Genomic DNA, 26738 nt, shown 5'->3' with positions numbered 1-26738 from the left:
CCCCGCTGGCTGTCAATGTGTTTTCAACATCTCCGGTTTCAACCACCGCAGTCCTGATCCGCGCGCTTTCCACCGTGCTGGAAAGTGATTTTCGAAAAAAATAAATCACAAACCCGAGCACTACGACGGTGGCCAGCATAAATAGCAGCCGTCGGTAGCGGGTGTTTTTCAGATAGTGAGGGGCAATTTCCCGATCCATTTCGAGGCTTTCTTTTTAAGTAAGGTTCATGGCTAATAATACCTTACTTAATCCGAATATCATGCCAATGCATAACACACTTATCAACAGTTACTTACCTTCTTTTACAAAAGCAAAAAACCGTGCGGATCCGCACGGTTTGTGTGTTTTAGAACAGGAAACTGCTACTAGGTTTTCAGCTTCTTCTTTTTTGCCGCCGGAAACAGGATATTATTCAAAATAAGTCGGTACCCCGCCGAATTCGGGTGCAGGTTCAGGTCTGTCGGCTCCTCTCCTACCCGGTGCTGGTAATCCTCCGGATCGTGCCCGCCATAAAAGGTAAAAAAGCCCTTTCCATGTGTACTATGGATGTACCGCGCCTCTTTCGCAGGTTTGTTTTCAGCGAGAATAATTACTTCGGGTTTGATTAAACGATTCTTGAATGCAGTAGTTTGACCCAAGAAACCTTTGATGATCGTCTTGTGATTCTGCGTCAGCATACTCGGCACCGGATCCCATTTGGCAGAGAATTGAAAGAGCGAAAAGAAATCATTGGACTCACTTAACCCACGTTCATCGGGCTGATTGTCAATATCCGAAAACTCGATCTCGTAGGGATAAGGAATGGTTTTGAAATCTTTGAATGCAAAGGTATTGTCGTAATTCAGCTTGCTGTTTGCGGTCGGATCGGCAGGTGTACCATCATACATAGCGTCCACAATGTCGATCCCTTCGGCGGCGAGGGTAATATCAAAAGTGTCTGTTGCATTGCACATCGCAAACATATATCCTCCACCCGCCACAAACTCGGCGATCTTTTTGGCTACTGCCTGCTTCATCTGCGGCACATTCCCAAACTGGAATTTGTTGGCAGTTTCCTCGGCTTCTTTCTTTTGCTCGCGGTACCAGGGAAAATCCTTGTACTGATAAAATTTTCCGAACTGGCCCGTAAAATCTTCATGGTGCAAATGCAGCCAATCGTATTCAGGAAGCTTTGTACTCAGCACCTCCTCGTCGTAAATCACATCATAAGGTATCTCAGCATAAGTCAGAACCAAAGTGACGGCATCATCCCAGGGCAGTTTTGATTTGGGAGAATAGACGGCGATTTTAGGAGCCTTCTGCAATTTTACCGCATCCATATTCACATCCGGCGCGCTGATCTGCGCCAGGATCTGCCCTGCCTGGCCTTCGGAAATCACTTCGAAGCTTACCCCGCGTACGGTCATTTCAGAAGCCAGCTGCTGGCTGTGTGCCACCATAAAGCTGCCGCCCCGGTAGTTGAGCAGCCAGTCCATTTCCATTTCAAAATTTTTCAAAACCCAGAAAGATATCCCATAAGCCTTCAAATGGTTTTTCTGGCTGTCATCCATCGGAATTAAAATCCTGTTGGACATCCCTTTGAATGAGCTAACTAAAAAAATGATAAGCGGGACAATCAGGCGTATCACTGGTTTGATTCTTTCCGGTTTCATGCGCAGTTTTACATATTGTAATGATTAAATATAGAAATAAAATCACCGATCAGAAACTGTACCAGCCTGCAACGTTGATTGCTATTTCAGAACCCAGGTCTTTTAAACGACGAGTAATTCATTCTGGTGCATTCGATATCGACTTATGAATATCCGCGAAAATGTTGACGAAGGCCTCAGGTCCATCCAAAGTAACCTGCTGAGAACGGTACTTACCGCACTGATCATTGCAATTGGCATTACCTCGCTTGTGGGTATTCTCACAGCCATTGAAGGCATTCAAAGCTCGGTAAACAGTAGCTTCGCAGATCTTGGCGCCAATACATTTACAATCCGTAACCGCTATGACGACGGCTTTTTCAGTCGCGGCAGGCGCAGCAAGCAGTACCCCCCGATTAATTACCGGCAGGCCGTCGCATTCGCGCAGAAGTTTAAAGATTCATACGATGCCAGGGTTTCGCTTTCGTCTGACATTGCGGGGGCAGTTCAGGTTAATTACCAGTCAAAAAAAACCAATCCCAACAGCAGTGTCGTGGGAACAGACGATCAGTATATCGGGATCAAAGGTTACAAGATTGATCAAGGCCGGAATATTGACCGTAACGATATGGAGAAATCGCTCAATGTAGCTGTGCTGGGTCAGGAAATTGCCCGCAAGCTGTTTGAACGCGCCGATCCGGTGAACAAGGAAATCACATTTATGGGCAGCCGGTACCGGGTGATCGGTGTTTTACAAAAGAAAGGCTCGCTCGGAGGAAACAATGATTCCGACCGCATTATCTTAATCCCTTTGGAAAATGCACGCGGGCTGGCTGCCAATCAGACACTTGCTTACAGCACAACTGCCTCAGCACCAAATATCACAGACGGCGATCTGATCGTGGAAGAGGCACGCGGCATGATGCGCACAATCCGCCACGACCAGCTCGGCAAAGAAGATTCCTTCGAAATTGACCGCGCCGACGAAGTCGCAAAGAATTTCGAGGAAGTATCCGGGTACCTTCGCCTGGGTGGTTTCGGGATCGGCATTATTACGCTGCTCGGCGCCTCTATCGCTTTAATGAACATCATGCTCGTTTCAGTAACCGAGCGGACGCGCGAAATAGGAATCCGTAAATCGCTCGGAGCCACGCCGCGGGTGATCCGTTTCCAATTCCTGATCGAAGCCATTGTCGTCTGCATCCTGGGCGGGATAGGCGGACTTTTTCTGGGGATTATCATTGGAAATGTGATCTCCACCTCAATCAGCAGCGAAAGCTCATTTGTTATACCCTGGCTTTGGATGGCAATGGGAATTGCAGTTTGCGTGTTTGTGGGAGTAATATCGGGCATTTACCCGGCTATCAAAGCATCACGACTGGACCCGATAGAAGCATTGCGCTATGAATAAAGAAGTTAGGTATCGGGCGAAGTTTTAAATCTGAATTGATCTTAAATTTTTCCTCCCGACACTTGCTTAATCTGTTTTTCTGTCTACTTTTGCACTCCCAACAAGTAAGAGAATGCCCAGATGGCGGAATCGGTAGACGCGTTGGTCTCAAACACCAATGAGGTTACACTCGTGCCGGTTCGACTCCGGCTCTGGGTACAAAAACACCTGATAATCGATTGATTATCAGGTGTTTTCATTTTCAGGGGTGGCTAAAAGGGTGGTCAAATAAGTTCATAATGTTTACTGTTCCATTTTTCCCTTGCTTGTGTGCCGTCTCCTTGCTGCGGCCTGGGGATCTGATTCATTATAAAATTATGCGTCCGAGCAATTTTCCAATCTTCGTCTCACATCAATCTCACCATTAGATCACATTCAACATAAGGCCTGTTATACAACAAAATATTATTTGGTGAACAAGCCAAGAAATAAGCTTGCGAGGTATATTGCATTTGTCAATTATTGGCAGCCGTGTGTGCTAAAGGGTTTGAAATATGGCGGGTGCATTGAGTTAATAGATCAGGCATGTGAGCATTATCGGCAAAGACTTCTGTCCACATACGTCTTATTCCCGTTACTATTTATATAATAACACCCACCACGTGGTCCGGTTATGTAGGATGTTCGAGGAGTGCGGTACGACCTCCTGACTACTGGTACAGCTTCTGACTCACGTTCAGGCAACACATAGTTATCAAGGGAATATTGAGGTGTAGCCATTTTTAAGTCAGCGACTTGATTGGCAAGTATCTCAACCAGTCTTTGTGATTTTTGCATTGCTAACTGTGCGCTTTCCTTTTCTTGGGTCCGTTCTTTTAATTGCATCTCCTTAGAACTCAATTCAATCCGAAGATTCTCTAAGGATTTGTCGAATTCAAGTCTATACTCTTCTCTTTTATTGTCAGCTGCAATCTTACTTTCTTCCAATGTGCTTTTTAATTTGCCGTTTTCAGCTTTCAGCTGTTGAATCTCAACCATCTGCCGACGTACTATCGTTTTCAAGTATTTCCTTGTGTAATCAAGTGTTTGAGAGTAACTAGTTAAGCTAACCAGTAGAAATAACGCGGCAAGAAACGCTTTCATAAAAGAGAAACAATTAAGTACAATTTAGTAAAACTACAAGGGTTAGTCGTAATAGGCATAACCGATTAATCATTTCTTTTCAATTTGGCGAATGCCTGAATTATCTGATAAATAAGTTTGTAGCTTAGGGTCATAGTAACTTTGTTTCGTATACGTGATCGGTTTGCCGAATTCATACATTTAACCATTGAGGACCTCCGTGAAGTGAAATTTGCAGGAGTAAAAACGTGTTTAATCAAACGGCAAATCATTGTGTTGTTGTGCACAACAATTTACTTAGAACGACAAATTCTGGCTGCAATTCGGAATTCGCGTTATTTATCATGGCACTGAAACCGTTACTATCAAAGAAGCAATTCAATGACACTAAAACAAACCGAACGGCAGCAAAAGTGTAAACCAAAACGGAACCACATCAAATAGCCCTATTATGGTCAAAGGTGACAGACAGTTAACTTTCGTTGTCTTACCCCAAAGAGTCAATGACGGGGGCTAAATACTGTTTAAGGTAGAGCCATGCGATATCCTTGGCTTGGACGTAAAACTAAGCCAGATAGCCAAAGTGAAGGGTTGAGAGGTTACAGGTTTTGCGGCTTTGATTAGCCGGTTGATACGGCCAACAGTCTTGCCAACGCGGCGATGGACGACTGTGACGCCAAACCGTTGATCGCTTTCATGGTAAGGGATAAAGGCTTCACGAGGCGTGTATTCAATCTCAACGAGCAATTACTGCCCCTTTCAGGTAAACTCAATCTTTGTACATAGATTTGCTTAAAACTAATGATATGACACCTGTATTATGGGTTATTGTATTTCTCTTTGTCGGCTCATTCATATTGAGCGGAATATCCAAATTAAACAGGAAATACGATAGGGAGCATTTTATCAATGAAAAGGGTATAATTGTAAATGCTGATGATAAATCACTGACATACAATCAACATAGGATAGAATTAAAAAAGGTAAAAAATCACTACGTAGTCAAAGAGGGATATAATGGCGTTCTGATAATTGAAACTGATGATAAGGTTATACCTGAAATAAGGATTGTAGTTTATAATGGAGATTTTGGTGTCAGAGGAGCAGGATATCTCGAGGATAGGTTTAAACAAGCCATTGAGTGGAGTAAAAGCAATACTCCAAAATACAAGATTGATGATTATTTGAAAAAGAGGTATGGTTAAGTAATATAATTCCTAAGTATCTCAAACACCTGACCCCACCCCATCAGCTGGCGACTTGGCTTTCACCACATATACATTAAGTAAAATGTTAAGAGAAGATACTCCAAATGGCTTTCCAGAAAGCCTTAAAAGGTATAATCCAAACGACCCTACAATTATATATCATGGTCAAATCGTCCTTGAAAAAGAGGATTATGAAGTTTTTATTGATGGGAAAATTTCATTTGACTGGTTACCAGAGATACGTCTCACGTTTGAGGGAGCCATCCCTGATACGGATATTTACCATGATTTTTTAGGGTTCAACTTAAGCAAGCAGCCGTTGCGAGTCCGAGCTGATAATATAGACTTTGGTAAGGGTGAGATTACACAATTTGTAAACGGTAAATATTCCGGGCGTATTATTGGGGAAAAAGCAATTGGCGATCTGAACGCGCAAGTTGAAAAAATTACTTTTGTCATTCCAAACCTGAAAAGCATTTCCGGAGAAGCTGTCTCTTGGGACGGAAATTATTATTCAAACAAGAGACTCACACTCGACAATATGGATTATTCAATCATCTTAGAGGAAAATGTAGCTTATAAGGAATCAAAAGACCAGCTTCAAAATACCGGAGGGTATTGCATACAGTACTATGGTGAAGCGGTAAAGAAAGCAGGGCTCTTCACCTATTCTGAAGCGACATCCCTAGCCCAGTCCCTTAGTACGTTCTTAAGCTTTATAGTTGGACGGCGCACATCACTTTTATTTTTGACTGGAATGTCTCGGAAGAGCAACGTCTGGAATGACTTCTCTACAAACATCGTTGATAGGTATAAACCTGTCAGTTCTTGGTATCATCGAGATAAACAAATGGATTTAAAAGCGTTATGGAAAACTTTTAGTTTTATCTGGAACGATCAGAAGCAAGTGTCAAATCTAAAAAACGTAATAAGTTTTTATTTAGAATCCAATTGCAATAAGGTCTTTATAGAAAATTGCATTGTTCTCAGCCAAGCGGCGATGGAGTTAATCTATAACTGGGAGTTTGTTGAGAAGGGATTAGGTAAAGAAACCGACTATGCACAGGTGAAATTGACTAAGCTCGTTGAAAACCTTATGCTTTCAACAGATATCCCACAGTCACTTAATTATCTAAAACAGCTCGAGAATGTAGTTTTTGTTGACAAATTGTTCAGTCCAAGGCCCAAAATTACCTTAGCAGCAGAAGCATTCCTTGAAATACGAAATGCTATTATACACGGTAATACCTGGCGTCGAGAGAACCTTGGCAAAATTAGCACACATGCTCGAATTGATGCGTGGATACTTGGTAACTGGTATATCGAGTTGTCTATTTTAAAGATTCTTGGTTACAACGGCCTTTACAATAATAGAACAGTCTCAATGAAAATTGACTACTCTAGTATGGAACCTGTACCTTGGGTATAAAGCGCCCGATCCAGGAAGGATCCCGCCTTCGTCAGACAGAATTTTTCACCGACGCATAAAGATCAAGAGATCCGAACTTGATTTATGATACATAGTGATAGGCCCTAATTCAGTGTCTATTATTTGCAAATTTGCCGAAATACTTGCGTGAAATATTGTGTTTTAAAATCAATGTTTAGTTTATTCCTTAAGGCGTAAACAAAATTTTATAACATACGCCCCTTAGTCTCCCAAAAATTCAAAATTTGTTGCGGATGTCGGCGACATAATTAATAGTCACTTCCAGGGCAGAAGCAATCTGTTCGTCCGTTAGCAAAGATTGCTTGATCAGGTTTCGAACAGTGTTTTCAGTCTTTTCTTGCTGCCCTTCGATTTTGCCTTTCAACTCACCTTCTTTACGACCTTTCTCGACAAAAATATCCAATGTACTCATAACTGTTTCTTTGATTTGTGTGGGCAACGATGTTATCAATTCAACGATTTGCTGCTCACTTAGTTCACTGTTTGCGAATGTATAAACAATCAGGCTAGTTTGCAAGTTCTGATCTATCTCGCCTGCCAGCTTCAATATTGTAGGAATTAATGGGTTAAGGCGATCCTTCAAGACGCTGTATTTCATGGCAAGAAGCGAGGCGGCCAGAAACTTGTTATGCAGCGCCTGGATCTGCTCATCAGGAATTTCACCTAGATTATTAAAAACGTATTGGTAATCCGGGACGAACCGTGATAGTTCTGGTTCCAGTTCCTGGAACAATGATGACAGCGTTTTATATTCCCACCGGGCCTTGCCGTGGTATAGCAGGATCGGAATGATCAGGGAAGGCTTCTCCCCTTCTGCAATCTGCTTTAATAAGCCTGAAAAGATGTAGCTGCCGATCTGGATCGGTGTATATTTATCCAAATAGCTTTTGTGCTCAATCAAAAGGGAAATCTTGACTTCCCCACTCCCACCTACTCTTTGGCATGCGTAGACGATATCTGAAATGGATTTTTGCAACTCCTTTGAAACATAAGTGTCAGGAAGTTGCCGGAGAGTACTAAAATCTAATTTTTCAAGAACCTGCTCTGGCAGGCAAGAGCGAAAATAATCCAGCGCAATTTGCTGGTTTCCCATGATAGACCGAAGGAATGTATCGTGCTTTGATGTATGCTCACCCATGAGGCAAAGATATAATATTTGAGCCCCTACTCTACCGTTCCAAGCGACTTGCATCATATCCAGCTTTTAAAATCTCACAAAAAGAGTAGCATTTTGGATATACCAATAACTCAAATGTTGCAGCCTTATGCTTGGATTAGATTAAGAAAGAAGCGTGATATGGCATTTTAAGAACGTCCGTTTGTAAAATGCCATAACGTTCTATCGATTAGTGAACGTATCCTAAATTCGAAAAGTCGCATAAGCCAGCGACTTGACCATGTGCTCGATCAAAAGGGAAATTTTAACCTCTCCTTCCCCACCGGTCCTTTTGCACACATAGACGATATTTGAAATAGACTTTTGAAGCTCTTTCGAAATGTAGGTGTCAGGAAGTTGCCGGAGAGTAGAAAAATCTAATTTTTCAAGAATCTGTCCTGGCAGGCAAGAGCGAAAATAATCCAGCGCAATTTGCTGGTTACCCATGATAGACCGAAGGAATGTGTCGTGCTTTGATGTATGCTCACCCATGAGGCAAAGATATAATATTTGGGACCCTACTTCACCGTCCGAAGCGACTTGCATCAGTATTATGATTGTCAAGTCTATCAATGAGTGTACTTTAAAGAGATACTACTAGCTCAATGGTGCAATATTACGTTTAGTGACTTAAGGCAAAAGCCCTCTCTGGCATTTTAAGAAAGTCTGTTTGCAAAATGCTTTAAGATTAGATAAGTTGTGAGGCCAAGTCATGAAGTTACAAGCCAAAAGTTAACTGTCCTAACCATGCAAGAGAATAGCATTTAGGCAGATAATATAAATATTGAAGCATACTGCCAAAAGGTAAAAGGTCTCAAAATGACTACAGCAGGCTTTTATTAAGTTGTTTTGTTCAAAACAAATTCAAAATGTTTATAGATAACCCTGATTATCAGCAACATCCTATTTTTGAAGATCTAGGTAAATACTTTAATTTTTATAAAGATCTCTCTTTCGGTGTATCGCATTTCATATCAATTGGAACAATAGCGATGGGAAACATTGATACCCAGATATTTGCTGCGATGGGTGGGACGATGGACTCAATGCGGGCACTGTTATTGATAGGTAGGATTAACGACGCCTATAGCCTGCTAAGAAAATTTTATGATACGGCAATTATAAACGTATACTCAACACTCTATTTAAGCGACCATTTATCCACTGAAAATTTTATCGTCACTCAAATAAATGATTGGTTAGAAGGCAAGAGAAAACTTCCAGAATACAAGGAGATGTCAAATTATATCGGAAACCACACACGGTTGAAGACTTTTGAAGGGTTCTTTTATAAAAATGATTTTTACAAACGTTTGCGTAGTCGCTGTAATGACCAGGTGCATTACAATTTGTATAAATACTTACTTTATAATAATAATGAAGTTTACTTACCGCAAAGATTAAATCAACTCAATCAATTGAAAGCAGATGTAAAAAATGTCATTATTATGCATCTGGCTTATCTTTTCTTACTTAATCCACATTACTTAGCATCATCCGACTATGCAGACTATTTGGAATTAAATATAACACCACCAGATGGAATTGAAAATGAGGTTGCTCCGTTCATTCAAAATATTTTTGATGATGTTGTAAAAAAGCATCGGCCAGATATAGCGAAAATAATTTTGGCCAGTACCCCTATGAATTTAATCTAGTATGCTTATGGATAAAGCATAACAAAGAAATCAAACTCATAAGGTTTATGAATTCAGCATCAGATGGCGCGAGTTCTTACTTTCAAGCTTAAATAACTTTACCTTTTAAGGCACTTTGTCGACGTTGATGCGTAGATTGTATGTTAAAACTTTAATATTATTTAAATATTTTATTTGTCAAAAGTTTTATAGGTATTTAGGTGAAACATCCTCAACGACTTAATTTTTTTATTAAAACATTTCTAATAGTAGCGTCCTTTTCGAAAATCAAGTAAAGAGCTTTAATTGATTCGATGATGACCTTTGTAGCTTGTTCTAAAAAATCAACTTGATCTTGTGCCTTTAATCTAAAAATCATGCTATCTAAAACGCTAAAATGGTCCGTTTTAGAATACCAATCGTACAACAAATATACAGGTCTGCATTCGTCACCAACAATTTCGAGAATCCTTGAAGGTTTTACATTTATCTTAGTATTACAAAACATATTACGAAAATTGTTTAAACTGGCTTTTTGCAACTCAGATAGCCTCCAATATTTATTTCTCTCTAAGTTTTGAAAGGAATCTGCAAGCAGTTCTTTTATAAAATTCCTATCCTTGTCCCAAGCCATAATATACAAGCAATCCAACAAACTTGCTCTATTCAAAATTGCAATACTATGATGGTATAAGGACCAATTATTCTTGTCAACCACTCTAAGCAACGAAAGTACACTCAACGCGTTAGCGCGAAGTCTTAGAATAAAGGTGGCATATCCTAGCTTGGTAAACTGTACAATTGACGGTATCTTATAACGCGTTGGAAATGTTTCGACTGGCCGCGTGTCGAAAAAAAAATCGGTAGAATCAATTATCCTCGCGAGATCCGCTTTAATTTTATCTATATCTAATTGATTCATTGAGCTATTTATATTTCAATTGGAAAAGTAAATAAGTTCCAAAAAATATCGCTATTAACTAAAGCTTCTTCAAGCGATGGTTTCCAGTGATTGAAGCCCAGTGCCTGCCTCAAATCGCTACAAGTCTCAACGGTGGTTGTTACAAGGCTAGCTCGGCTTCTTCCACCCGAAATTTCATTCCCCATCCTCGTTTGAAATTCCGATAGGTGGGAGATCGCAGCATTGCGCATTCGTACGAGTAAATTGAGACGTTCAAAATGACGCTGAATCCTTCGCCAATTGTCAGCCTCGATTCCAAATAAATTGTTTAAGTAGAACGTAAAGTCAATCTCGCCGAAATCGTCTAAATAAATGTCGACATATAGAAATTGGGAATTCGGTAACTGATCTAAATAAGGATTAATAATAGATCGAACTCCGTCAGCATGCACCCAAAAATCTCCCTTCTTTGAATTGCATTTTGAACATGATGGCACAAGATTTTTGGCATGAATGCTTAATTCTGGAAAGTCGGCTTGTGGAACAAAGTGATCCATAGTGTCATTTGATCCCAATGTACAATACTGACAGGTATATCGAATAGCCTTGGCCGATGAGTCTGATATGGTCTCACTAACGGCTCGAATGGCAGCGTTGTCATAGCTGTAAAGAGCCAGTAGTTGCATCCTTATATCATCGTACATTCTATCGCGACTTAAAATCTCAAGCCGGCTACGCTCGAACAAGTCATTATAAAGATTAAACCTGGCCTCGATAGCCCCAAAGTATAAGGAAATAGCATGACGAGCATCTGCGCCGGTCATTCTTCGAACTGCAGCTATAAATTCTGGATATCCATCACTTGGGTAAGGGATTAATTGCTTCATTCTTTACCAAAATAAGATTTTAACAGCAATCGTGTACTCAGATTCACAGGTAGTCCGTTTTGTTCTTCAAACATGTCTAATATTTCTTGGTATCCTAATCCTCTCGATACTAACTGTTTAAGTATATCAAGGTATGCTTTGTCAACGTCACGATTGCCAAAGACATCTTCTGTGATTACAGTTAGGTTTTCTGCAAAGGTTTCCCGTTCGAGAGTACGAAGTTGAATGTCACTGTCATTCCGATTAATTATTAAGACGTTTCTCGATTGAAAACACTGCACAATCAGCGGGCTATGGGTGGCTATAATACAAAATGACTTAAATCGTTTAACTAGCCACAAGATACTATTCATCAATTCTGCGATTGCATTTGGGTGAAGATGAGTTTCTGGCTCATCATATAAAATTAGACTATCGTTTCTGATTTGCGCGAACATCTCGGTCAGTACATAGATTAAAATGTGCTGACCCGAACTGAGTAGTTCAAATGAAGTCGCTAAATTGTTACGCCGAAAATTATAAACACCGCTTTGGAAGGTAAAGAATTCACTTAAGACATCTGAGCTGATAAAATTTTCTAATATTTCCCTCCAATCAGAAATAAGTTGCCTGCGCTCTATTAACGTAACGGCTTCAACAAAGCGTGTTCGGAGTTCCCGCTCAGAGAGGTGTTCATTACGGTCTTTCTTTAATCCGCAATAGACATAGTTAAATCCTCCATGAGCCTGTTGAATATCGAATCGATCAAATATGCTATATGACAATGTGAAAATTTTACTAAAAAGAGGTTTTAACGGACCTATCTTATCAGGTATTGGCATTGAAAGCTGATCTGCAATTCCAGACAAAATTCTTGTCTTTCCTGTGCCATTTTTGCCTATCAACACATATACCCTATGCTCAATATTATTTTCCCCGTCATAAACAAAATCAAAATCAAGGTCAATGCTTGTATTTGAGTAAGGAGGCTTAAAGTCATAGCGGAATTTAAAACCACGATCATGGCTCATGTCAGCCAGTTTAAATCTAATAGTGCGCCATAAGGCCTCGTCTGAATTATATCTGATCAAAGATTGCTTGAAAATTGCTGAATCTTCAAATTGCTCACTGATTCTTGGAAAAATACCTGGGTCTCGCAATGCATATAGAATGCTATTAAAAGCATTAGGAAACAATTGCTTTAAGGTCGCATAATATGTTTCGTCGCCACAAAATGAACAGAATTCAGTTGAAAGCTGTAAAAAGTTATCCGGTAGATAGTCCAAGATATGCGCCTCCATATCACTTTTCATTACTTTCAACACGCCAATTTTAATAGGTAGTGTTGTATCAGCATGATATGTTAGAATGACAGAGGTTTTGAATCCAAAATCGTCCCAATTGTCCCTTCCCAATTTGAAATATGGGGTAGCTGGTTGTTGTTCATTCGACTTATAAAAACGAATGTTGTTCTTAGAAATATGAATTGGCAATCCCAAATCATCAGCTGTCTCTGCTTGGATTTCATAAACAGGAAGGCCCTCAAAATAATTGGTAACTCTTAAAACATATCCCGTCCCTCGCAGTTGATTGTTAATCTTGGAGACGTCAGAAATCCTAATTTCTTCATCTTTTTGAAACTCCGGATCAACAATCGCTGCTAGAAATTTAAAAAATCTATCATCCTCATCATCATCAAATAATCTAAGCCGCTCGTCGAATATGTACTCTAAATCCCAGTCACTATTATTTATAATGTGCTGTCTAAAGTCTGCATATGCATCCTTGTACCGTGGGTCGGCAGATGGCATATCACGTAGCGGCCATACTTTATTGATTATTGCTAAAACCTCAGGGCGATCTAGAAATTGACTAGGGCTTATAACAGCGTCAAATATTTGTCGCTTTTTCGTCTTTGCTAGCATTTAAAAGGGTTCTATTGTGAAAACGATCCTTGATCTAAGTGTTCAATATTTAAGACATCACTTCACTTCCGCGTTGGTTGAGCAATTTCCCTCTACTATCCAGCAACTAATTCCTTTATAAATTACTTGTTTTGACATTACGCCAGCGTGCCAAAATCAGCCGTGTAGTATGAAAAAATTTGTGTACTGCACTGCACAGTCGTTTTATTTAGTTACACGAATCCAGCCCTATATTTCTATCCCTTCGTGTCGTAAATAGTTATATAGAGTAGCCTTGCTTCCGATTTTTAGCTGTTCGCAAATCTGCATTGTTGTATACTTCTTACTTTGATATAAAGTTGCAGCCAGGCTTGCAAGCTCCTTAGATTTTTTAGTCAGACCCTTTGGCCTCCCACCCACCCTACCTCTGGCACGCGCAGCTTCCATTCCGGCTAAGGTGCGCTCCATCAAAATCTCACGTTCATTTTCAGCAAAGACCGAACTAAGCATGTACCAAAGTCGACCCATTTTTGTAGAAGTATCAATGCCTTCTGAAATACTCCGGAAGTCCACTCCCATTTCCTTCCACTCAACCATCAGCTTGATCAGCTCATAAGTTGTCCTTCCGAGCCGGTCAATTCTCCAGACCACTATGACATCTCCCTTTCGAAGCTCCGAAACCATTCTTATATATTCCGGTCGCTGCATGGAAGCACCTGAAATCTTTTCATGATATATTTTCTCACAACCTGCTTTTTCAAGGGAGTCAAATTGCAGATCTTGGTTCTGCTCAGTCTTTGATACCCGTATGTATCCAATCACCATTCCAAATAGTACAGTTTAACGTGCCAGTTTGCAATATACAGTAATTTGTTTTGGTGTACCACTAAAACGTAATTTCAAAACGGTAAAATCAGCACTTTTCAGAACCAAAAGGGAAGAAAATCAAATGAAGTCTAGAGTACAGAAAAACCACCGTATAAATTTGGACGAAAATGCCATAGACAAAATTTATAAGGAGACGCTTTGGCTTTTGTGTGTTATCTGCTCAACTTTCCTGGATCGAGCTCTTTCACCTTGTGAATCAATTTAATCGACATCGCTGCTCAAGCAGATCTTTCAACATCCGATCCGCTATGTGAATTATTAATATGATCTTATTGGGATCATTCAGTGAGGCTACGTCAAATTTTTCTGATTAACGCGAAAGATGTACCAGACGCTATTTAACTGGTGATGACAAGATAACAAATGAAGATTCAGCTAGCATGAGTAGGATTGGGACGCAAATGATCTGAGCATTTTAGATCTCTACTTTCGTGTGATCCTGTAAAGTGTCATTGAATGCTACTTGCCGTGCAGCTTGGTTGTTAAAATTTGATACCTAAGATTTTTGAATGTGATTAAGGACATATCTGCAATCCTCCAAGGTCAATATGGCTTATTGAATGAGCCGGCAATCTGGGAGAACTGCTTTTCTTGGTCGCGTTCACCATCCTACTGGCTGAACTGACAATAAAGACATTTATGCTGGCATTGTAAGGTAGACGCTGTATTGACCGCAAGAATTCCCAGCCGTTCATAACTGGCATATTGATATCTAACAAAACACAAAAGACATTTTCCTCATGATCGCTCTCTATGTAAGCCAGCGCTTGCTGACCATCGCTACATTTATCTATGCTCACTTCGATGCCAACTTTTCTAAGCAGCTTTTCATGAAGGAATAGAAAAACAGGGTCATCGTCTACAAGCAATATTTTGAACTGGTCTCCCATATCCTAATAACCGGCAATTGAGCATGGTTGGCCATACATGTTTCGCCCATGCAAAGCAAAATCTATCGTGCAGTATGGCGCTTCGCCCAATATTTTTTTAGGTCAGAATAAATCCGGTCGGGATAGAATGTGAGCCCGTAACTATAATAAGGGCCTTCGAAATGTTCCCGAAAAACGGTCTGCCTCGCAGCATTACGGTAGCCAATTTGCAGGCCGAACCCTACCCAAGGTGTAGCTTTGAATTCCCCGTATGCCCCGAGTTGATAAGGCACGAAGTAGAAGTGACCGCTGCCGAGTTGGGCATCATCGGATATCCGGCGATAATTTGCTGATTCACTGCCCAAGCCCGTTTCAACCGGAATGTATACCGTCCAACGCGGATTCCGGTATAGGGGGAACCAATAGGCCAGGCTCGCAAACCCGACATCAGTACGGGTGTAGTATTCCAGGTTGATGCGGTGGGCATGGCTCTTATGCAAATCGATTAACCGTTGCTTAGCCCCATAGCTTAGCCAGTAATAGCCAAGTGTGAGCTTATGTTGCCCTCTTCCGAAGGCGATACCTCCTAAAATGCCATTGATCGTAATGTGTTTTCCCTCGATGATTGTACTGCGTGAATCCAGACTTAGCACACCGTGGATGGAGGCTCGCGCGATTGAATCGGACTGACCTGCACGGCAAGGCGCGGCCGGTAAGAGTAGGACTGCCAGGATCAGGATGGAAAATACCTTTTTGGATAAAGCCTGGATATGGCCGATCGGGCGGGATGGATTATATATTTGGGACATAACAAAAACTTCTGCGAGATCGGCAATGCGGTTTCGTTGCTCGGTAAATATTTCTTTAAGAAAGAAAATCTGTCGTCAGCGTCGGGCAGTTGGGTTCCTGGGCATTCGAGCAGCAATCCTGCAAACACTTGTCGACACTGCGCTGCATCAGTTGCCTGAGTTCGATGAGTTGCATGATCTTCTGATCGATTAAGATTACTTTTTCCGAGATGATCTCTGATACGTTCTGACAGGAGGCCTGATTAGTTTCGATCAGGTCGAAAAGACTAGCGGTTTCGTTCAACGTAAAGCCAAACCCTTTGATGCGCTTGATTTGAAAAAGCCTCTGTAAAGTATGCTCAGAATATTCTTTGTAGTTATTAAAACGCCTTTCCTTGCGTCCGACAGCTATCAGGCCTTTCTTCTCGTAAAAACGGATTGTGTCCCTGGACAACCCAGTTTGTTTTGATAGTTCACCAATCAGCATATTTTTTTGGTTGAGGTTCTTGACAATTGACTATTGTCCACGGTTTAGTTTTACTTCTAAAAATATCATGAAAAATAGAAAAAATCTCCCGTTTATAGGTTTGAGTATCTTTGCCTGTGCCGTTTGCTGCGCTGCGCCCATTCTAGGATTTGTCTTCGGTGTAGCTGTATTGACTTGGCTAAGTTACTGGACCAACAGTCTCGCTATCGTATTGGTCGGTATGGTGGCTTTGCTTTTTGTTGTCAGACATAGGAGAAAGGTACCGTGTGCCATTTGCTGCAGTGACTGCGATTGTAAACTTGAAAATGGAAATGCTGACTAGCCTTTGTCTTAAATAAATTATGACAGTTATTAAATCTTTATTGGTATTCATCCTGGCCGGCCTATGTGAAATTGGCGGCGGGTATTTGATCTGGTTGTGGCTCAAAGAAGGTGAACCACTCTGGTTCGGCATACTGGGTGGGTTGATCCTTGCTTTGTATGGCGTAGTGGCTACATTCCAGCCGACCGGCTTTGGCCGTGTTTATGCCACTTATGGCGGCATATTTATCGTGATGGCGCTTATTTGGGCCTGGCAGGTCGACGGTTTCCGGCCCGACAAATACGATCTGATTGGCGCCGCCATTGCACTCATCGGCGTTTGTATCATTTACTATGCGCCGCGTCCGTAGTACTTACGCTTTTTTCCATTTAATACCGCATCCAATTGCTTTCGCTGTTGGAGTTGCAATGGTTTTATTTTCCAGCAGCGCATTCACAGCGTTGGCGACGTATTTTTCACTGGCCTGGCTACCATCTTGCGCATTGTTATCGATCGCGCCGATGTAGCGGACGATGAAATCAGCACCATCCCACTGAACCACAAAAACGGTCGGCGTATGCGTTGCCCCATAGGTTTTGGCAATCTGCTGGGTTTCGTCGGTCAGATAATGAAACGAATATTTCCGATCGGCAGAACGTTTTTTCATCGCCTGGAAATTATCGCCGGGAGAAAGTGCTGCATCATTCGCATTGATTGCGATCACTGGATAGCCTTTTGAGGCAAACTGTTTGTCCAGATCCATTACCCGTTGTTCATAAGCCTGCGCGACAGGACAGGTATTGCAGGTGAAGACGAGGATAAGACCTTTCGCTGACTTATTAGTAGAGAGCGAGACCGTTTTTCCATCAACATTTTTTAGCGAAAAATCCATGACCTTTTCACCGACCTGGTAGCCTGTCTGCAAAGCTGTAAATGCTGCGAAAACGAGAAATGCTATCAGGGTGGCGGCTAATACAAACAGTGATTTCATATTGGTATAGGTTTAGATTATTGAATAAATGGTTTCAATTCGGAGGCCAATTCGGCTTCGGTAAAGGGTCGCTCAAAAGCTTTTTTACTATTGGTTTTTGAATCGACAATGATTGTAAAGGGCAACGCGCCAGACCATTCGGGTGAAACTTTGTCGATCCAGGAATTATAATCAGGCTCGTCGAGCAGTACTACCTTGGCCGATTTGATCCCTTTTCGGACAACGAAAGGTTCTACCTTCTTTTTTAGCAGCGATGCGGCATCTAGGCTTACCAGTAGCACTTTCACTTTCTTCTTGGCGTACTGTGCGCTGATTTTCTCGAAATGAGGGATCTCAGTAACGCAGGGCAGGCACCAGGTCGCCCAAAAATTTACAACCAATGTAAAATCGCCGGGTTTGTCCAGCATTTCACGAAGTTCCGGATATTTGATTACCCGGATCTGCTGGGGGTAGGCAATATGTCCCAAACAAATCAAGATGAGGACGAAGAGCCATTTGTGATAACCAACCATAAATACAATTTACAGAAAACATATGAAAAGCAGGCCTTGTTTGGAGGTAAGTCAATGTTTGTTAGGTAGTTTGTCCAGTTCCATTACCAGATAAGCCATTTCCTTAGTCTCTACCGAATCCCCCATTTTCAACAACACCGGCCCGCCGCCCGGACTGAAAGTCAGCTGAAAACGAAGCCAGGGACAGCATAGCTGCTCAAACCGGATGAATTCAAAAAGATCCTGGCTTAGAGTACTATCCGGGTTTTCAAAAACCAGCTCGTAGCTGGTCGGTGTTTCAAGCATTTTGTGAATTTTTTTAAATAGCGTTTGATGAAGCTCCTGCATGCGGCGGATCTGATCTTTATCGGTGAGCTTGCAGGCCAATGCGATTTTCTCTTTCAGCTTTTTGGTATGTTCCATGTCCAATGATTGTCCGAAGCAGGTGGTGGCCAAAAGCCAAAAAATCCCGCCGAGAAAGACAGTCTTCATGTCTTTTGGAAACAAAGTTAAACCGTGGAGTATAGTCCATTGTCAAGGGGAGTGGGACAATATTTTTGTACTTATGTAAGCAGTATGGCTTGCATGATTTCTCCCCAAAAGAAAACCAACAGCTTATTTGGACGCCCCCCAGATGTAAATGGACACTAAGCTAAATAACCGAAGCTCGATACAAAAACCTGTAAACGCTAACGGATTTTGGCTGACAAACGACGCTTAACAATATTCGGCCTCCTTTTGCTGGAACAGTTATAATGTAAGTACAGAAACTTGACACTTACATTATGACTAACAAAAGCCCCAATCGTGCTGAGAATAAAATGCATAGGCGTGCATTTTTGAGCGGAGTTGTTCCTGCGATGGCAGGCACAACATTATTCCCTTTCGCACCTACACCTTTGATAGAAAAGGATGATGCTTTTCCTGGTTTGATTACCCGGGAGAAAGAGCCTTCAAACCTGGAATTTCCTTTTGCAACTTTAAAAGGAAGAATTACCCCTAATGCCCGGTTTTTTGTCCGAAGCCACTTCCCATTTCCGAAGCTTGATTCCAACGTTTGGAAATTGTCAATAACGGGCGATGTAAAAAGAACAATCACCATTACGTATGATGAGCTTCGCAAAATGCCGTCGAAGACCGTGATGGCGACATTGGAATGCGCTGGTAACGGTAGGGCCAAACTGGCCCCGAAGGTCAAGGGGCTTTTATGGGAGCAGGGTGCGGTTGGTAACGCTGAATGGACAGGCGTACCACTCTCCGCATTGCTAGAAAAAGCGGGATTGAATTCAGATGTCTTAGAAATTATTCTGGAAGGGGCTGATAAAGGGGAAATCACGGAAGAACCCAGGTCGCCCGGGGAGATACATTTCGCCCGAAGCATTTCTCTCAAAAAAGCACTGGAGGCAAATGTGTTGATTGCCTACCAAATGAACGGCAAAGATCTTCCCATTGCGCATGGGTACCCCGTCCGGGCGATCATCCCAGGATGGTACGGCATGGCATCGATCAAATGGCTTACCAACATTATTGCGACGAGCAAACCTTTCGAGGGGTATTGGCAGACTATTGAATATGCATATTGGAAAAGGCAAGCCAACCAGCCGACGCTTACCGCGGTCACTGCGGTCGAAGCAAAAGCGGAAATCGCACGGCCCATGTTACATGAGGTTGTTGCTGCCGGCAAACCATACCGCGTCCATGGGGCAGCCTGGTGTGGCGAGAAGTCAGTTATTAAGGTCGAAATAAGTACGGACAACGGACTGAGCTGGCAGGATGTCAAGCTGTTGGACAAGGAGATTGCGAATGTATGGCGACTATGGGAATTCAATTGGCAGGTGCCTTCCAAGCCGTCAACGGCAGGAATTTTGGTCCGTGCCACCGATTCCGACGGCCATGTCCAGCCCGATAAGCACGATCCCGACCGGCGAACCTACATGGTCAATAAAACCGTGGCGATGGAGGTTGAAATAGGATAGGAATCCTCATTCCAAAATTTAAAATAGTATTTTATTACACCATGATAGCCATTTCTGAAATTTATCGACCTGATCAGGTAAAGATGCTTTTTGTTGCCGAAGCCCCCGGCGGCGGTGAAAAACATTTTTATCATGCTAACACCAATTTATATCGAACGATCAGGGACGCTTTTGAGGTAGTGTACGGCAACTTTAACTCGCCGGAAGACTTTATTAAGTTCTTCAAATCGACTGGTTGCTATCTGGATCATTTAAGCCAGGTCCCACTTGACAAAGCCAACAGGCAAGCACGTTTGGATGGTAGAAAAACCGCAGCAGAATCGCTGTCGAGCCGGATCAATGAAATGAGTCCTGAGATCGTGGTTGTGTTGATGAAAGAAATAATGCCATTTGTAGAAAGTGCTCTCGGGCAGCCGGGTATAAATTCCGTACGGTCGCTGCTGGTCGTCCCCTACCCAGCTGGAAGTCACGCGAATAAACAAAACTGCATTAGTGAAATAACCCAAATCTTGAAGCTGTATGGGCCGGAAAGTGATTTTGTCTGACCTGCCGATGATAACCTGAGGTGATTAACCATCACTTATTTTGATAAAAATCAACGACTGGATGATTGCAAATTTGCATATCAAAAAACAAGTAGTGATGTGCAAAAGCGACTAGTGACCAACAGGCATATATTAATTTTTACAAGCAACGGCATCGGCAGCAAATTGGTTTTTATTATCTGCGTTATCCTTTGCCTGACGCCCTGGGTTAGCCCGCCGGTGGCACTTTTGCTCGGGCTGGCTGTTGCACAACTCAGTGGGCATCCATATCTTCATCTAAACCACAAAGCAACACATTGGCTACTTCAACTTTCGGTAGTTGGATTGGGATTCGGCATGAATCTGCACAGCGCGGTTCAAGCCGGAAGTCAAGGGCTGGGCTTTACTGTCATATCAATTTCTACGACCTTGCTATTTGGATTTATGTTAGGAAAATGGATGGGTATCGACCGGAAAACCTCATTTTTAATTTCCAGCGGTACTGCTATTTGCGGGGGCAGTGCTATTGCTGCCATAGCGCCGGTAATCCGCCCTGAGCAGAAACAAATGTCAGCTGCACTGGGGTGCATTTTTATTCTAAATTCTGCTGCATTGTTCATCTTCCCGTGGATCGGTTCTGAATTAAACCTGACACAAAGCCAGTTTGGACTGTGGTGTGCGCTTGCCATCCATGATACCAGCTCCGTTGTCGGGGCTGCCAGCAAATATGGGCCACAGGCATTGGAAATTGCAACAACAGTGAAGTTGACACGCGCGTTATGGATCTTACCAGTTGCATTTCTTGCGTCACTGCTGTTTAAGAACAGGTCCGGTAAGATCTCTATCCCTTATTTTATTGGCTTTTTTATCCTGGCAATGGTACTGAATACATATGTCCCCCAGATATCTTTCATCAGCCCGGTCCTTATCAAAATAGCACACGTGGGTCTGTCTCTGACGTTATTTTTGATTGGCGCGGGTTTGTCCAGGCAGGTTTTACGCTCGATCGGTATGAAGCCGATGATTCAAGGCATCTTACTGTGGACGGGTATCTCGCTTGCCGCCTTGTATGCCGTGATGCATTTTGCCGATAGATAGTGCTGGCAAGTTTACTTTGGAATTTGAATTGTCGGCTTGCGCAGGTATTTATTAAAATTTTAACACTTTGCTTTTTATGGAAATGAAAGAAAAACAAACCGGGCTCTTTGACCGCAGAGGATTTTTGAGGACATCATCGCTGGCCACTTTGACAGGCCTGCTTGGAACCAATATCGTCTTTGCAGACCGGTTGCCCAGGCACTATCTGCCGGTCGCATTTAATATTGACCCCATGGCGGACAAAAATAAAAACCTTGTCATCTTAAATGATAAGCCCTGGAATGTAGAAACTCCGGCCTATTTGCTGGATGATGAGATTACCCCTGCTGAAAAAATGTTCATCCGCAATAACGGACAGATCCCTGCCAGTATAGATATAAAGAACTGGAAGCTGACTATCAAGGGTGAGTCCGTTAAAGCAGTCAAGTCTTATATGCTGGCTGATCTGAAAAGTAAATTCAAACCTTATACTTACCAGCTTGTGCTTGAATGCGGAGGGAATGGCAGAGCGGGTTATTTTCCGAAAACCTCAGGAAACCAGTGGACCGAGGGAGGCGTCAGCTGTGCGGAATGGACAGGCGTTCGTTTAAAAGATGTCCTTGCAGACGTGGGGATCACCGATTCAGCTGTTTACATCGGATACTACGGACAGGACCTTCATTTGAACGGCGATCCTAATCAGGCTGTCATTTCAAGGGGCGTACCGATCAAAAAAGCGTTGGAGGATGAAACATTGATTGCCTGGTCGATGAACGGCAAAGACATTCCACTGGTACATGGCTACCCGCTACGCCTGGTGATAGGTGGCTGGCCTGCATCGGTATCAGGAAAATGGCTTCACACGATTGCCGTGAGAAATAAAGTGCACGACGGGGCTAAAATGACCGGAAAAAGTTACCGGGTTCCTATCCATCCGGTTGCACCGGGCGTTGACCCGGATGAAAGCGAGTTCAAAATTATTGAATCAATGCCTGTCAAATCAGTAATCACCTATCCTAAAACTGGTTTGGAAATACAAAAAACACAAAAACTGGCTGTTCGCGGCCACGCATGGGCGGGTGACAGAACAGTAAAACGGGTCGAGGTGTCGATCGATTTTGGCGAGACGTGGATGCCTGCCACTTTAAGGGAAGCAAAAAACCGGCTTGCCTGGCAGCACTGGTCGGCCGATGTTGATTTCCCTACCCAGGGTTATTATGAAGTATGGGCTCGTGCAACCGATGACCACGACCGTTCGCAGCCCATGGTAATGCCTGCGTGGAATCCGGAAGGTTACATTAACAATTCCTGCCACAGGATAGCAGTGAAAATCCTTTAAACAAGATGAAGATGGCCAGAAAGTTGAAAAATATTAAAAGCCTGCCGCTTGTTTGCAGTGTATTGGTTTGGTTATTATGTGCATGGGTACAAACGCAACCCAAACCAGTCAAAACACCTGCATCAAAAGCAAAAAAAATGGTTTCAAAAGGTGCAACTGTCGTCGGCACGAAGCCAAAACGCCAATCTGTTGCCAAACAAAATAGCGCCGTGGCCCGGCCGGATACGATCCGTAATCCGAATAGAGTTCTCGTAGACAGTGAGAGTGGGCTTGCTGTCGGCGAAAATATGTTTTTGGTCAAGGCACAATGCACCATCTGTCATTCCAGCAAACTGATTTTGCAAAGCCAGTTTGACCGTGACAAATGGATTGAACGCATACGGTGGATGCAACGTACCCAAAAGCTGTGGGATCTGGGAGAGACCGAAAAACCAATTTTAGATTATCTCGTAGAGCACTATGGACCTGTTAAAAGCGGTTTTGATGGGCGCAGGTTACCACTTCCCCAACAATCCTGGTATAAGTTATAATGAGGCTGCGATTGTAGAGGTTAATTTTATTTCTTGTCCCATCCACCTGAATCTGAGCCGGAGGCAAAACTACCAACCCAATATTTATGCTGGTAGTTTTGCTTCCGATTGGTTCTGCGACTCTCACCGCAGTTCAAGTCCGGCTGCCAAATTTAGTTGAAGAAAGTTTCCGGCCAGAGCTTCGGCTATAAACCATATGCTTGGCCTGTCCGATCTGCTGGGAACCATAAATGCCTGTGTGCCCCGAGAAGAAGTACGCGATTATACATGCAATAGCTACGTAAACGCCACATTCACTACCAAAGAGTTCAATAGCCATCAACACACAAGCAAGAGGAGTATTGGCCGCACCAGCGAAAACGGCAACAAATCCCATTCCTGCCAATAGGCTAACGGGCAATGGTATAAAATAGGAAAGCGCGTTGCCCAGCGTTGCTCCTATGAAAAACAGAGGTGTAACTTCACCTCCCTTGAAGGCAGCACCCAGGGTTACAGCGGTGAAGATAATTTTAAGCAAAAAATCGTAGGGTGATATTTGCATTTGGAAGGATTCCAGAATTACCGGGATGCCAAGGCCGATATATCTGGTACTGCCCATTGCAAATACCGCTGCCGAAACCAGCGCACCCCCTGCAAGTGGGCGAAATGGTGGAAAGCCGATATACCGTTTGAAAAACACTCCAATCCTATGCGTGAGTCGGCTAAATAGCACCGAGGCTATGCCAAAGGCTATTCCCGCAATAATGGCATACAAAATATTGAGGACTGACAAATCCGGTATTTCTGTGATGTGGTAATGGGTATGCCCCACCTTCCATGCCCTTGTGGTCATATCGGCAAATGTTGCTGCGGCGAATGCAGGAATCAATGCATCGTACCGAATACTGCCGATCAGAAATACTTCCAGGCCAAATACGCCGCCTGCAAGTGGGGTTCCAAAAACGGATCCGAAACCAGCAGCTACCCCGGCAATCAGAATAAGCCTTCTGTCGCGTGGCCGCAGACCTAACAGCCTTGTGAATTGGTCTGCGATTGAGCCTCCGATTTGTAGGGCAGTCCCCTCACGCCCGGCCGAACCGCCAAAGAGGTGGGTAGCTATGGTTCCGATCAAAACGAAAGGCGCCATTTTTAGTGAGATGACCTTCGAGGGTTTGTTGATATTTTCCAGCAGCAGATTATTTCCTGCCTCAACTTCCTTTCCAAAATAGTGGTACATACAGCCGATCACCAGCCCGGCAAGCGGAAGCAGCGCAATGATCCAGAGATGGGTTTCACGATAATGGGTAGCCCAATCCAGGCAGACCAGGAAAAGCGCAGAAGCAGACCCTACAAGAATCCCTACTATTGCAGTAAGGATAAGCCATTTAGCGGTAAAGAAAGCGATGGGATATTTCCAGAAAAGGAAAACCAATTTTTTAGAGAGACGAAACCTTGAGACTGACATTTTATATATACCTATTAGTTGAACAAATACAATTTGATCCTAATAGGCGCCATCAGCCCTTTCAGGCGGTTTCCGCAGGAAGACACCATTTCCTGTCTACAAGGGCAAAGATACAGGTAAATTGCTAAAATCTAAATATTCTGGTAGCGATTGTATTAAGTTTGGAATCTTGAAACAAGATTAAGTTCAGAAACAGCTTCGCGTGGGAATGTTTATTTTATTTCGTTAATAAAAATGTCAGAGAATATAAAATCAACCCTGCCAATCGCCAGATACCTGGAGACATCCTTTAAAACCTTTGAACCGGGGCTCAGAGATCGGATCGCGGAAGCGGGTCTTGTGAAAAATATCCCTGCCGGGGAAGTGATCATGCGGACGGGACAATTCATTAAGCACAGTGTGCTGATTGCCTCCGGCCGCGTTAAACTATATCGTGAAGGTGAGGATGGCCAAGAAGTTTTCATTTATTATCTCGAAGAAGGAAATGCCTGCGCTTTATCGATGATTTGCGCGACGAAACAGGAGGCAAGCGAAATCATGGCCAAGGCTGAGGACGACACGACCATCATCATGATTCCGATACAGATGATGGATGAGCTGATGACTACCTATCGCAGCTGGTATTATTTCGTTCTGGAAAATTACCGGTCACGCTTTGAAGAGTTGCTGACCGTCCTGGATAGCGTGATTTTCAAGGCGATGGATGAGCGTCTCGAATTTTATCTTCGCAATCAGTTTAAAACCAGGGGTTTAGATGAGCTCTCTGTTACACACCTTGAAATAGCAAACGATCTGAATACATCCCGCGAAGTTGTTTCACGCCTCTTGAAGAAGATGGAGCAGAACGGGAAAATTAAGCTGTTTCGTAACCACATCACCTGGGTGTAATAAGCTATTTGTTTCCTTATGTGATAAAAGTCACTTTCTGGCAATGAGTGAATTGCTTGATTTGTGTGATTAATATCTGCAAATGGAAATTCTGGCTTATTTGGCATCTGTGTTGATTGGTGTTTCACTCGGTTTGATAGGCGGAGGAGGTTCGATTCTGACAGTGCCCGTCCTTGTTTACCTGTTTGGCGTACCGCCACTACTGTCCACATCCTATTCCTTATTCATTGTAGGCTCCACCAGTTTGATCGGAGCAATTCAGAACTACAAAAACGGGTTATTGAATGTGCGTACCGCGTTTTTGTTCGGAGCAACATCGGTTACGACCGTATTTTTGGTCAGAAAGCTTCTTATTCCCCACATCCCCAGACAACTCTTTCAACTGGGAGATTTTCAGGTTACAGAGCCAATTTTAACAATGGCCCTATTCGGGCTGTTGATGATAGCTGCATCCCTGGGCATGATCAAAAACACAGCACAGGCAGCCAAACAAAACCAACTAGAAGGTCATGGATTTTTCAAGCTCTATGTATTCGGCATAGGCATAGGATTAACAACCGGACTTCTTGGCGCTGGCAGTGGATTTTTATTGATCCCCACACTGGTTTTGCTATTGAGAATGCCCATGAAGGAGGCAGTCGGGACATCGCTTTTAATCATTGCTTTAAACTCCCTCATTGGCTTTACCGGTGATTTGGGCCATTTTCAGATTGATTGGGCATTTCTGCTAACCATTACCGGTATTGCTGTTGCAGGTATTATTATCGGTGGGCTGATTGGAAATTATATCAACCCAGAGCGGTTGAAGAAGGGTTTTGGTTGGTTTATTCTGGTAATGGGGATTTACATAATCATCCATGAAATCCTTGGAGGATGAGC

The 26738-nt window shown here is 42.9% G+C and carries 27 protein-coding genes, 1 tRNA gene, 1 pseudogene and 1 riboswitch; of the genes and pseudogenes, 13 read left to right on the top strand and 16 right to left on the bottom strand.

Going from position 1 to position 26738, the window contains the following annotated elements; genetic code table 11:
• Together ACTIE6_RS25235 and ACTIE6_RS25230 are read right to left on the bottom strand one after the other, a co-directional pair.
• Nucleotides 1-199, bottom strand: a pseudogene (locus tag ACTIE6_RS25235) (efflux RND transporter periplasmic adaptor subunit); the annotation flags it as partial.
• A gap of 167 nt (nt 200-366) precedes the next feature.
• The gene (locus tag ACTIE6_RS25230) at nt 367-1629 is read right to left on the bottom strand and encodes an asparagine synthetase B (RefSeq protein ID WP_439559256.1); all 1263 of its coding nucleotides are present in this window, start codon (nt 1627-1629) and stop codon (nt 367-369) included.
• Nucleotides 1630-1798: 169 nt separating this feature from the next.
• Between ACTIE6_RS25230 and ACTIE6_RS25225 the strand changes: the two genes are divergently transcribed.
• Both ACTIE6_RS25225 and ACTIE6_RS25220 read left to right on the top strand, forming a co-directional pair.
• A complete protein-coding gene (locus ACTIE6_RS25225; protein WP_439559254.1) occupies nt 1799-3043 on the top strand; it encodes an ABC transporter permease in 1245 nt (414 codons plus the stop codon).
• Between the two features lie 114 nt (nt 3044-3157).
• Nucleotides 3158-3241, top strand: a tRNA-Leu gene (locus ACTIE6_RS25220).
• 375 nt (nt 3242-3616) lie between these two features.
• Here ACTIE6_RS25220 and ACTIE6_RS25215 read toward each other — a convergent pair.
• Complete coding sequence (locus tag ACTIE6_RS25215) at nt 3617-4165, bottom strand: hypothetical protein (RefSeq protein ID WP_439559253.1); 549 nt, start codon at nt 4163-4165, stop codon at nt 3617-3619.
• Nucleotides 4166-4950: 785 nt separating this feature from the next.
• Between ACTIE6_RS25215 and ACTIE6_RS25210 the strand changes: the two genes are divergently transcribed.
• The gene (locus ACTIE6_RS25210; RefSeq protein WP_439559252.1) at nt 4951-5349 is read left to right on the top strand and encodes a hypothetical protein; all 399 of its coding nucleotides are present in this window, start codon (nt 4951-4953) and stop codon (nt 5347-5349) included.
• A gap of 85 nt (nt 5350-5434) precedes the next feature.
• Complete coding sequence (locus ACTIE6_RS25205; RefSeq protein ID WP_439559251.1) at nt 5435-6781, top strand: hypothetical protein; 1347 nt, start codon at nt 5435-5437, stop codon at nt 6779-6781.
• Between the two features lie 238 nt (nt 6782-7019).
• Here the strand turns inward: ACTIE6_RS25205 and ACTIE6_RS25200 are convergent, their stop codons facing one another.
• Entirely contained in the window at nt 7020-7997 is a 978-nt protein-coding gene (locus tag ACTIE6_RS25200) for an Rpn family recombination-promoting nuclease/putative transposase (RefSeq protein ID WP_439559250.1), read from the bottom strand.
• Nucleotides 7998-8162: 165 nt separating this feature from the next.
• Complete coding sequence (locus ACTIE6_RS25195; protein ID WP_439559249.1) at nt 8163-8450, bottom strand: Rpn family recombination-promoting nuclease/putative transposase; 288 nt, start codon at nt 8448-8450, stop codon at nt 8163-8165.
• Nucleotides 8451-8827: 377 nt separating this feature from the next.
• Here ACTIE6_RS25195 and ACTIE6_RS25190 point away from each other — a divergent pair, with 377 nt between their 5' ends.
• Nucleotides 8828-9616, top strand: a complete 789-nt coding sequence (locus ACTIE6_RS25190; protein WP_439559248.1) for a hypothetical protein — start codon at nt 8828-8830, stop codon at nt 9614-9616.
• Between the two features lie 211 nt (nt 9617-9827).
• Here the strand turns inward: ACTIE6_RS25190 and ACTIE6_RS25185 are convergent, their stop codons facing one another.
• The 7 genes from ACTIE6_RS25185 to ACTIE6_RS25155 form a co-directional block, all read right to left on the bottom strand.
• On the bottom strand, nt 9828-10517 hold the full coding sequence (locus ACTIE6_RS25185) for a hypothetical protein (RefSeq protein ID WP_439559247.1): 690 nt from the start codon (nt 10515-10517) through the stop codon (nt 9828-9830).
• An 8-nt stretch (nt 10518-10525) separates the two neighbouring features.
• On the bottom strand, nt 10526-11383 hold the full coding sequence (locus ACTIE6_RS25180) for an HNH endonuclease (protein ID WP_439559246.1): 858 nt from the start codon (nt 11381-11383) through the stop codon (nt 10526-10528).
• Entirely contained in the window at nt 11380-13287 is a 1908-nt protein-coding gene (locus tag ACTIE6_RS25175; protein ID WP_439559245.1) for an AAA family ATPase, read from the bottom strand. The genes ACTIE6_RS25180 and ACTIE6_RS25175 overlap by 4 nt, the downstream gene beginning before the upstream one ends.
• A 228-nt stretch (nt 13288-13515) precedes the next feature.
• Nucleotides 13516-14091 carry a recombinase family protein gene (locus ACTIE6_RS25170; RefSeq protein WP_439559244.1) on the bottom strand — a complete coding sequence of 192 codons (576 nt, stop codon included), beginning with the start codon at nt 14089-14091 and terminating at the stop codon, nt 13516-13518.
• A gap of 578 nt (nt 14092-14669) precedes the next feature.
• On the bottom strand, nt 14670-15044 hold the full coding sequence (locus ACTIE6_RS25165) for a response regulator (RefSeq protein WP_439559243.1): 375 nt from the start codon (nt 15042-15044) through the stop codon (nt 14670-14672).
• A 62-nt stretch (nt 15045-15106) separates the two neighbouring features.
• Nucleotides 15107-15832: a hypothetical protein gene (locus ACTIE6_RS25160; RefSeq protein WP_439559242.1), complete on the bottom strand. Its 726-nt coding sequence runs from the start codon at nt 15830-15832 to the stop codon at nt 15107-15109.
• 55 nt (nt 15833-15887) lie between these two features.
• Nucleotides 15888-16298: a MerR family transcriptional regulator gene (locus tag ACTIE6_RS25155; protein ID WP_439559241.1), complete on the bottom strand. Its 411-nt coding sequence runs from the start codon at nt 16296-16298 to the stop codon at nt 15888-15890.
• A 341-nt stretch (nt 16299-16639) separates the two neighbouring features.
• Between ACTIE6_RS25155 and ACTIE6_RS25150 the strand changes: the two genes are divergently transcribed.
• Nucleotides 16640-16969 (top strand): YnfA family protein, encoded by a 330-nt coding sequence (locus tag ACTIE6_RS25150; protein WP_439559240.1) that lies wholly within the window; start codon nt 16640-16642, stop codon nt 16967-16969.
• A gap of 3 nt (nt 16970-16972) precedes the next feature.
• Here the strand turns inward: ACTIE6_RS25150 and ACTIE6_RS25145 are convergent, their stop codons facing one another.
• From ACTIE6_RS25145 to ACTIE6_RS25135, 3 genes are read right to left on the bottom strand one after another with little or no spacing between them, the layout of a single operon-like run.
• Entirely contained in the window at nt 16973-17590 is a 618-nt protein-coding gene (locus ACTIE6_RS25145; RefSeq protein ID WP_439559239.1) for a thioredoxin family protein, read from the bottom strand.
• Nucleotides 17591-17607: 17 nt separating this feature from the next.
• Nucleotides 17608-18102: a TlpA disulfide reductase family protein gene (locus ACTIE6_RS25140; protein WP_439559238.1), complete on the bottom strand. Its 495-nt coding sequence runs from the start codon at nt 18100-18102 to the stop codon at nt 17608-17610.
• 51 nt (nt 18103-18153) lie between these two features.
• A complete protein-coding gene (locus tag ACTIE6_RS25135) occupies nt 18154-18573 on the bottom strand; it encodes a hypothetical protein (RefSeq protein ID WP_439559237.1) in 420 nt (139 codons plus the stop codon).
• A gap of 293 nt (nt 18574-18866) precedes the next feature.
• Between ACTIE6_RS25135 and ACTIE6_RS25130 the strand changes: the two genes are divergently transcribed.
• The 5 genes from ACTIE6_RS25130 to ACTIE6_RS25110 all read left to right on the top strand — a co-directional run bounded on the left by ACTIE6_RS25130 (nt 18867) and on the right by ACTIE6_RS25110 (nt 23527).
• Nucleotides 18867-20057, top strand: a complete 1191-nt coding sequence (locus ACTIE6_RS25130) for a sulfite oxidase (protein WP_439559236.1) — start codon at nt 18867-18869, stop codon at nt 20055-20057.
• A gap of 41 nt (nt 20058-20098) precedes the next feature.
• On the top strand, nt 20099-20602 hold the full coding sequence (locus tag ACTIE6_RS25125; protein ID WP_439559235.1) for a hypothetical protein: 504 nt from the start codon (nt 20099-20101) through the stop codon (nt 20600-20602).
• A gap of 99 nt (nt 20603-20701) precedes the next feature.
• Nucleotides 20702-21679, top strand: coding sequence for a YeiH family protein (locus tag ACTIE6_RS25120; protein WP_439559234.1), 978 nt, complete (start codon nt 20702-20704; stop codon nt 21677-21679).
• 76 nt (nt 21680-21755) lie between these two features.
• On the top strand, nt 21756-22997 hold the full coding sequence (locus tag ACTIE6_RS25115) for a sulfite oxidase (RefSeq protein WP_439559233.1): 1242 nt from the start codon (nt 21756-21758) through the stop codon (nt 22995-22997).
• 11 nt (nt 22998-23008) lie between these two features.
• Complete coding sequence (locus ACTIE6_RS25110) at nt 23009-23527, top strand: hypothetical protein (protein WP_439559232.1); 519 nt, start codon at nt 23009-23011, stop codon at nt 23525-23527.
• Between the two features lie 133 nt (nt 23528-23660).
• Here ACTIE6_RS25110 and ACTIE6_RS25105 read toward each other — a convergent pair whose 3' ends face one another.
• Entirely contained in the window at nt 23661-24971 is a 1311-nt protein-coding gene (locus tag ACTIE6_RS25105; protein ID WP_439559231.1) for a voltage-gated chloride channel family protein, read from the bottom strand.
• 36 nt (nt 24972-25007) lie between these two features.
• Nucleotides 25008-25073: riboswitch (Fluoride riboswitch) on the bottom strand.
• A 132-nt stretch (nt 25074-25205) separates the two neighbouring features.
• Here ACTIE6_RS25105 and ACTIE6_RS25100 point away from each other — a divergent pair.
• Entirely contained in the window at nt 25206-25859 is a 654-nt protein-coding gene (locus ACTIE6_RS25100; protein ID WP_439559230.1) for a Crp/Fnr family transcriptional regulator, read from the top strand.
• An 82-nt stretch (nt 25860-25941) separates the two neighbouring features.
• Nucleotides 25942-26736, top strand: coding sequence for a sulfite exporter TauE/SafE family protein (locus tag ACTIE6_RS25095; RefSeq protein WP_439559229.1), 795 nt, complete (start codon nt 25942-25944; stop codon nt 26734-26736).
• Nucleotides 26737-26738: the final 2 nt, after the last annotated feature.

Source organism: Dyadobacter sp. (genome assembly GCF_051859145.1).
Classification (GTDB): Bacteria; Bacteroidota; Bacteroidia; order Cytophagales; family Spirosomataceae; genus Dyadobacter.
This window is presented reverse-complemented; position numbering and strand designations above follow the sequence as displayed.

Bases quoted from the DNA above. Each gene is read 5' to 3' on its own strand.
- ACTIE6_RS25105 (WP_439559231.1), bottom strand. From the start codon at position 24,971: ATGTCAGTCTCAAGGTTTCGTCTCTCTAAAAAATTGGTTTTCCTTTTC.
- ACTIE6_RS25140 (WP_439559238.1), bottom strand. From the start codon at position 18,102: ATGGTTGGTTATCACAAATGGCTCTTCGTCCTCATCTTGATTTGTTTG.
- ACTIE6_RS25170 (WP_439559244.1), bottom strand. From the start codon at position 14,091: ATGGTGATTGGATACATACGGGTATCAAAGACTGAGCAGAACCAAGAT.
- ACTIE6_RS25215 (WP_439559253.1), bottom strand. From the start codon at position 4,165: ATGAAAGCGTTTCTTGCCGCGTTATTTCTACTGGTTAGCTTAACTAGT.
- ACTIE6_RS25110 (WP_439559232.1), top strand. From the start codon at position 23,009: ATGGCCAGAAAGTTGAAAAATATTAAAAGCCTGCCGCTTGTTTGCAGT.
- ACTIE6_RS25210 (WP_439559252.1), top strand. From the start codon at position 4,951: ATGACACCTGTATTATGGGTTATTGTATTTCTCTTTGTCGGCTCATTC.
- ACTIE6_RS25100 (WP_439559230.1), top strand. From the start codon at position 25,206: ATGTCAGAGAATATAAAATCAACCCTGCCAATCGCCAGATACCTGGAG.
- ACTIE6_RS25165 (WP_439559243.1), bottom strand. From the start codon at position 15,044: ATGGGAGACCAGTTCAAAATATTGCTTGTAGACGATGACCCTGTTTTT.
- ACTIE6_RS25135 (WP_439559237.1), bottom strand. From the start codon at position 18,573: ATGAAGACTGTCTTTCTCGGCGGGATTTTTTGGCTTTTGGCCACCACC.
- ACTIE6_RS25115 (WP_439559233.1), top strand. From the start codon at position 21,756: ATGGAAATGAAAGAAAAACAAACCGGGCTCTTTGACCGCAGAGGATTT.
- ACTIE6_RS25130 (WP_439559236.1), top strand. From the start codon at position 18,867: ATGACTAACAAAAGCCCCAATCGTGCTGAGAATAAAATGCATAGGCGT.
- ACTIE6_RS25190 (WP_439559248.1), top strand. From the start codon at position 8,828: ATGTTTATAGATAACCCTGATTATCAGCAACATCCTATTTTTGAAGAT.
- ACTIE6_RS25175 (WP_439559245.1), bottom strand. From the start codon at position 13,287: ATGCTAGCAAAGACGAAAAAGCGACAAATATTTGACGCTGTTATAAGC.
- ACTIE6_RS25200 (WP_439559250.1), bottom strand. From the start codon at position 7,997: ATGATGCAAGTCGCTTGGAACGGTAGAGTAGGGGCTCAAATATTATAT.
- ACTIE6_RS25160 (WP_439559242.1), bottom strand. From the start codon at position 15,832: ATGTCCCAAATATATAATCCATCCCGCCCGATCGGCCATATCCAGGCT.
- ACTIE6_RS25180 (WP_439559246.1), bottom strand. From the start codon at position 11,383: ATGAAGCAATTAATCCCTTACCCAAGTGATGGATATCCAGAATTTATA.
- ACTIE6_RS25185 (WP_439559247.1), bottom strand. From the start codon at position 10,517: ATGAATCAATTAGATATAGATAAAATTAAAGCGGATCTCGCGAGGATA.
- ACTIE6_RS25195 (WP_439559249.1), bottom strand. From the start codon at position 8,450: ATGGGTGAGCATACATCAAAGCACGACACATTCCTTCGGTCTATCATG.
- ACTIE6_RS25205 (WP_439559251.1), top strand. From the start codon at position 5,435: ATGTTAAGAGAAGATACTCCAAATGGCTTTCCAGAAAGCCTTAAAAGG.
- ACTIE6_RS25150 (WP_439559240.1), top strand. From the start codon at position 16,640: ATGACAGTTATTAAATCTTTATTGGTATTCATCCTGGCCGGCCTATGT.
- ACTIE6_RS25155 (WP_439559241.1), bottom strand. From the start codon at position 16,298: ATGCTGATTGGTGAACTATCAAAACAAACTGGGTTGTCCAGGGACACA.
- ACTIE6_RS25145 (WP_439559239.1), bottom strand. From the start codon at position 17,590: ATGAAATCACTGTTTGTATTAGCCGCCACCCTGATAGCATTTCTCGTT.
- ACTIE6_RS25095 (WP_439559229.1), top strand. From the start codon at position 25,942: ATGGAAATTCTGGCTTATTTGGCATCTGTGTTGATTGGTGTTTCACTC.
- ACTIE6_RS25225 (WP_439559254.1), top strand. From the start codon at position 1,799: ATGAATATCCGCGAAAATGTTGACGAAGGCCTCAGGTCCATCCAAAGT.
- ACTIE6_RS25125 (WP_439559235.1), top strand. From the start codon at position 20,099: ATGATAGCCATTTCTGAAATTTATCGACCTGATCAGGTAAAGATGCTT.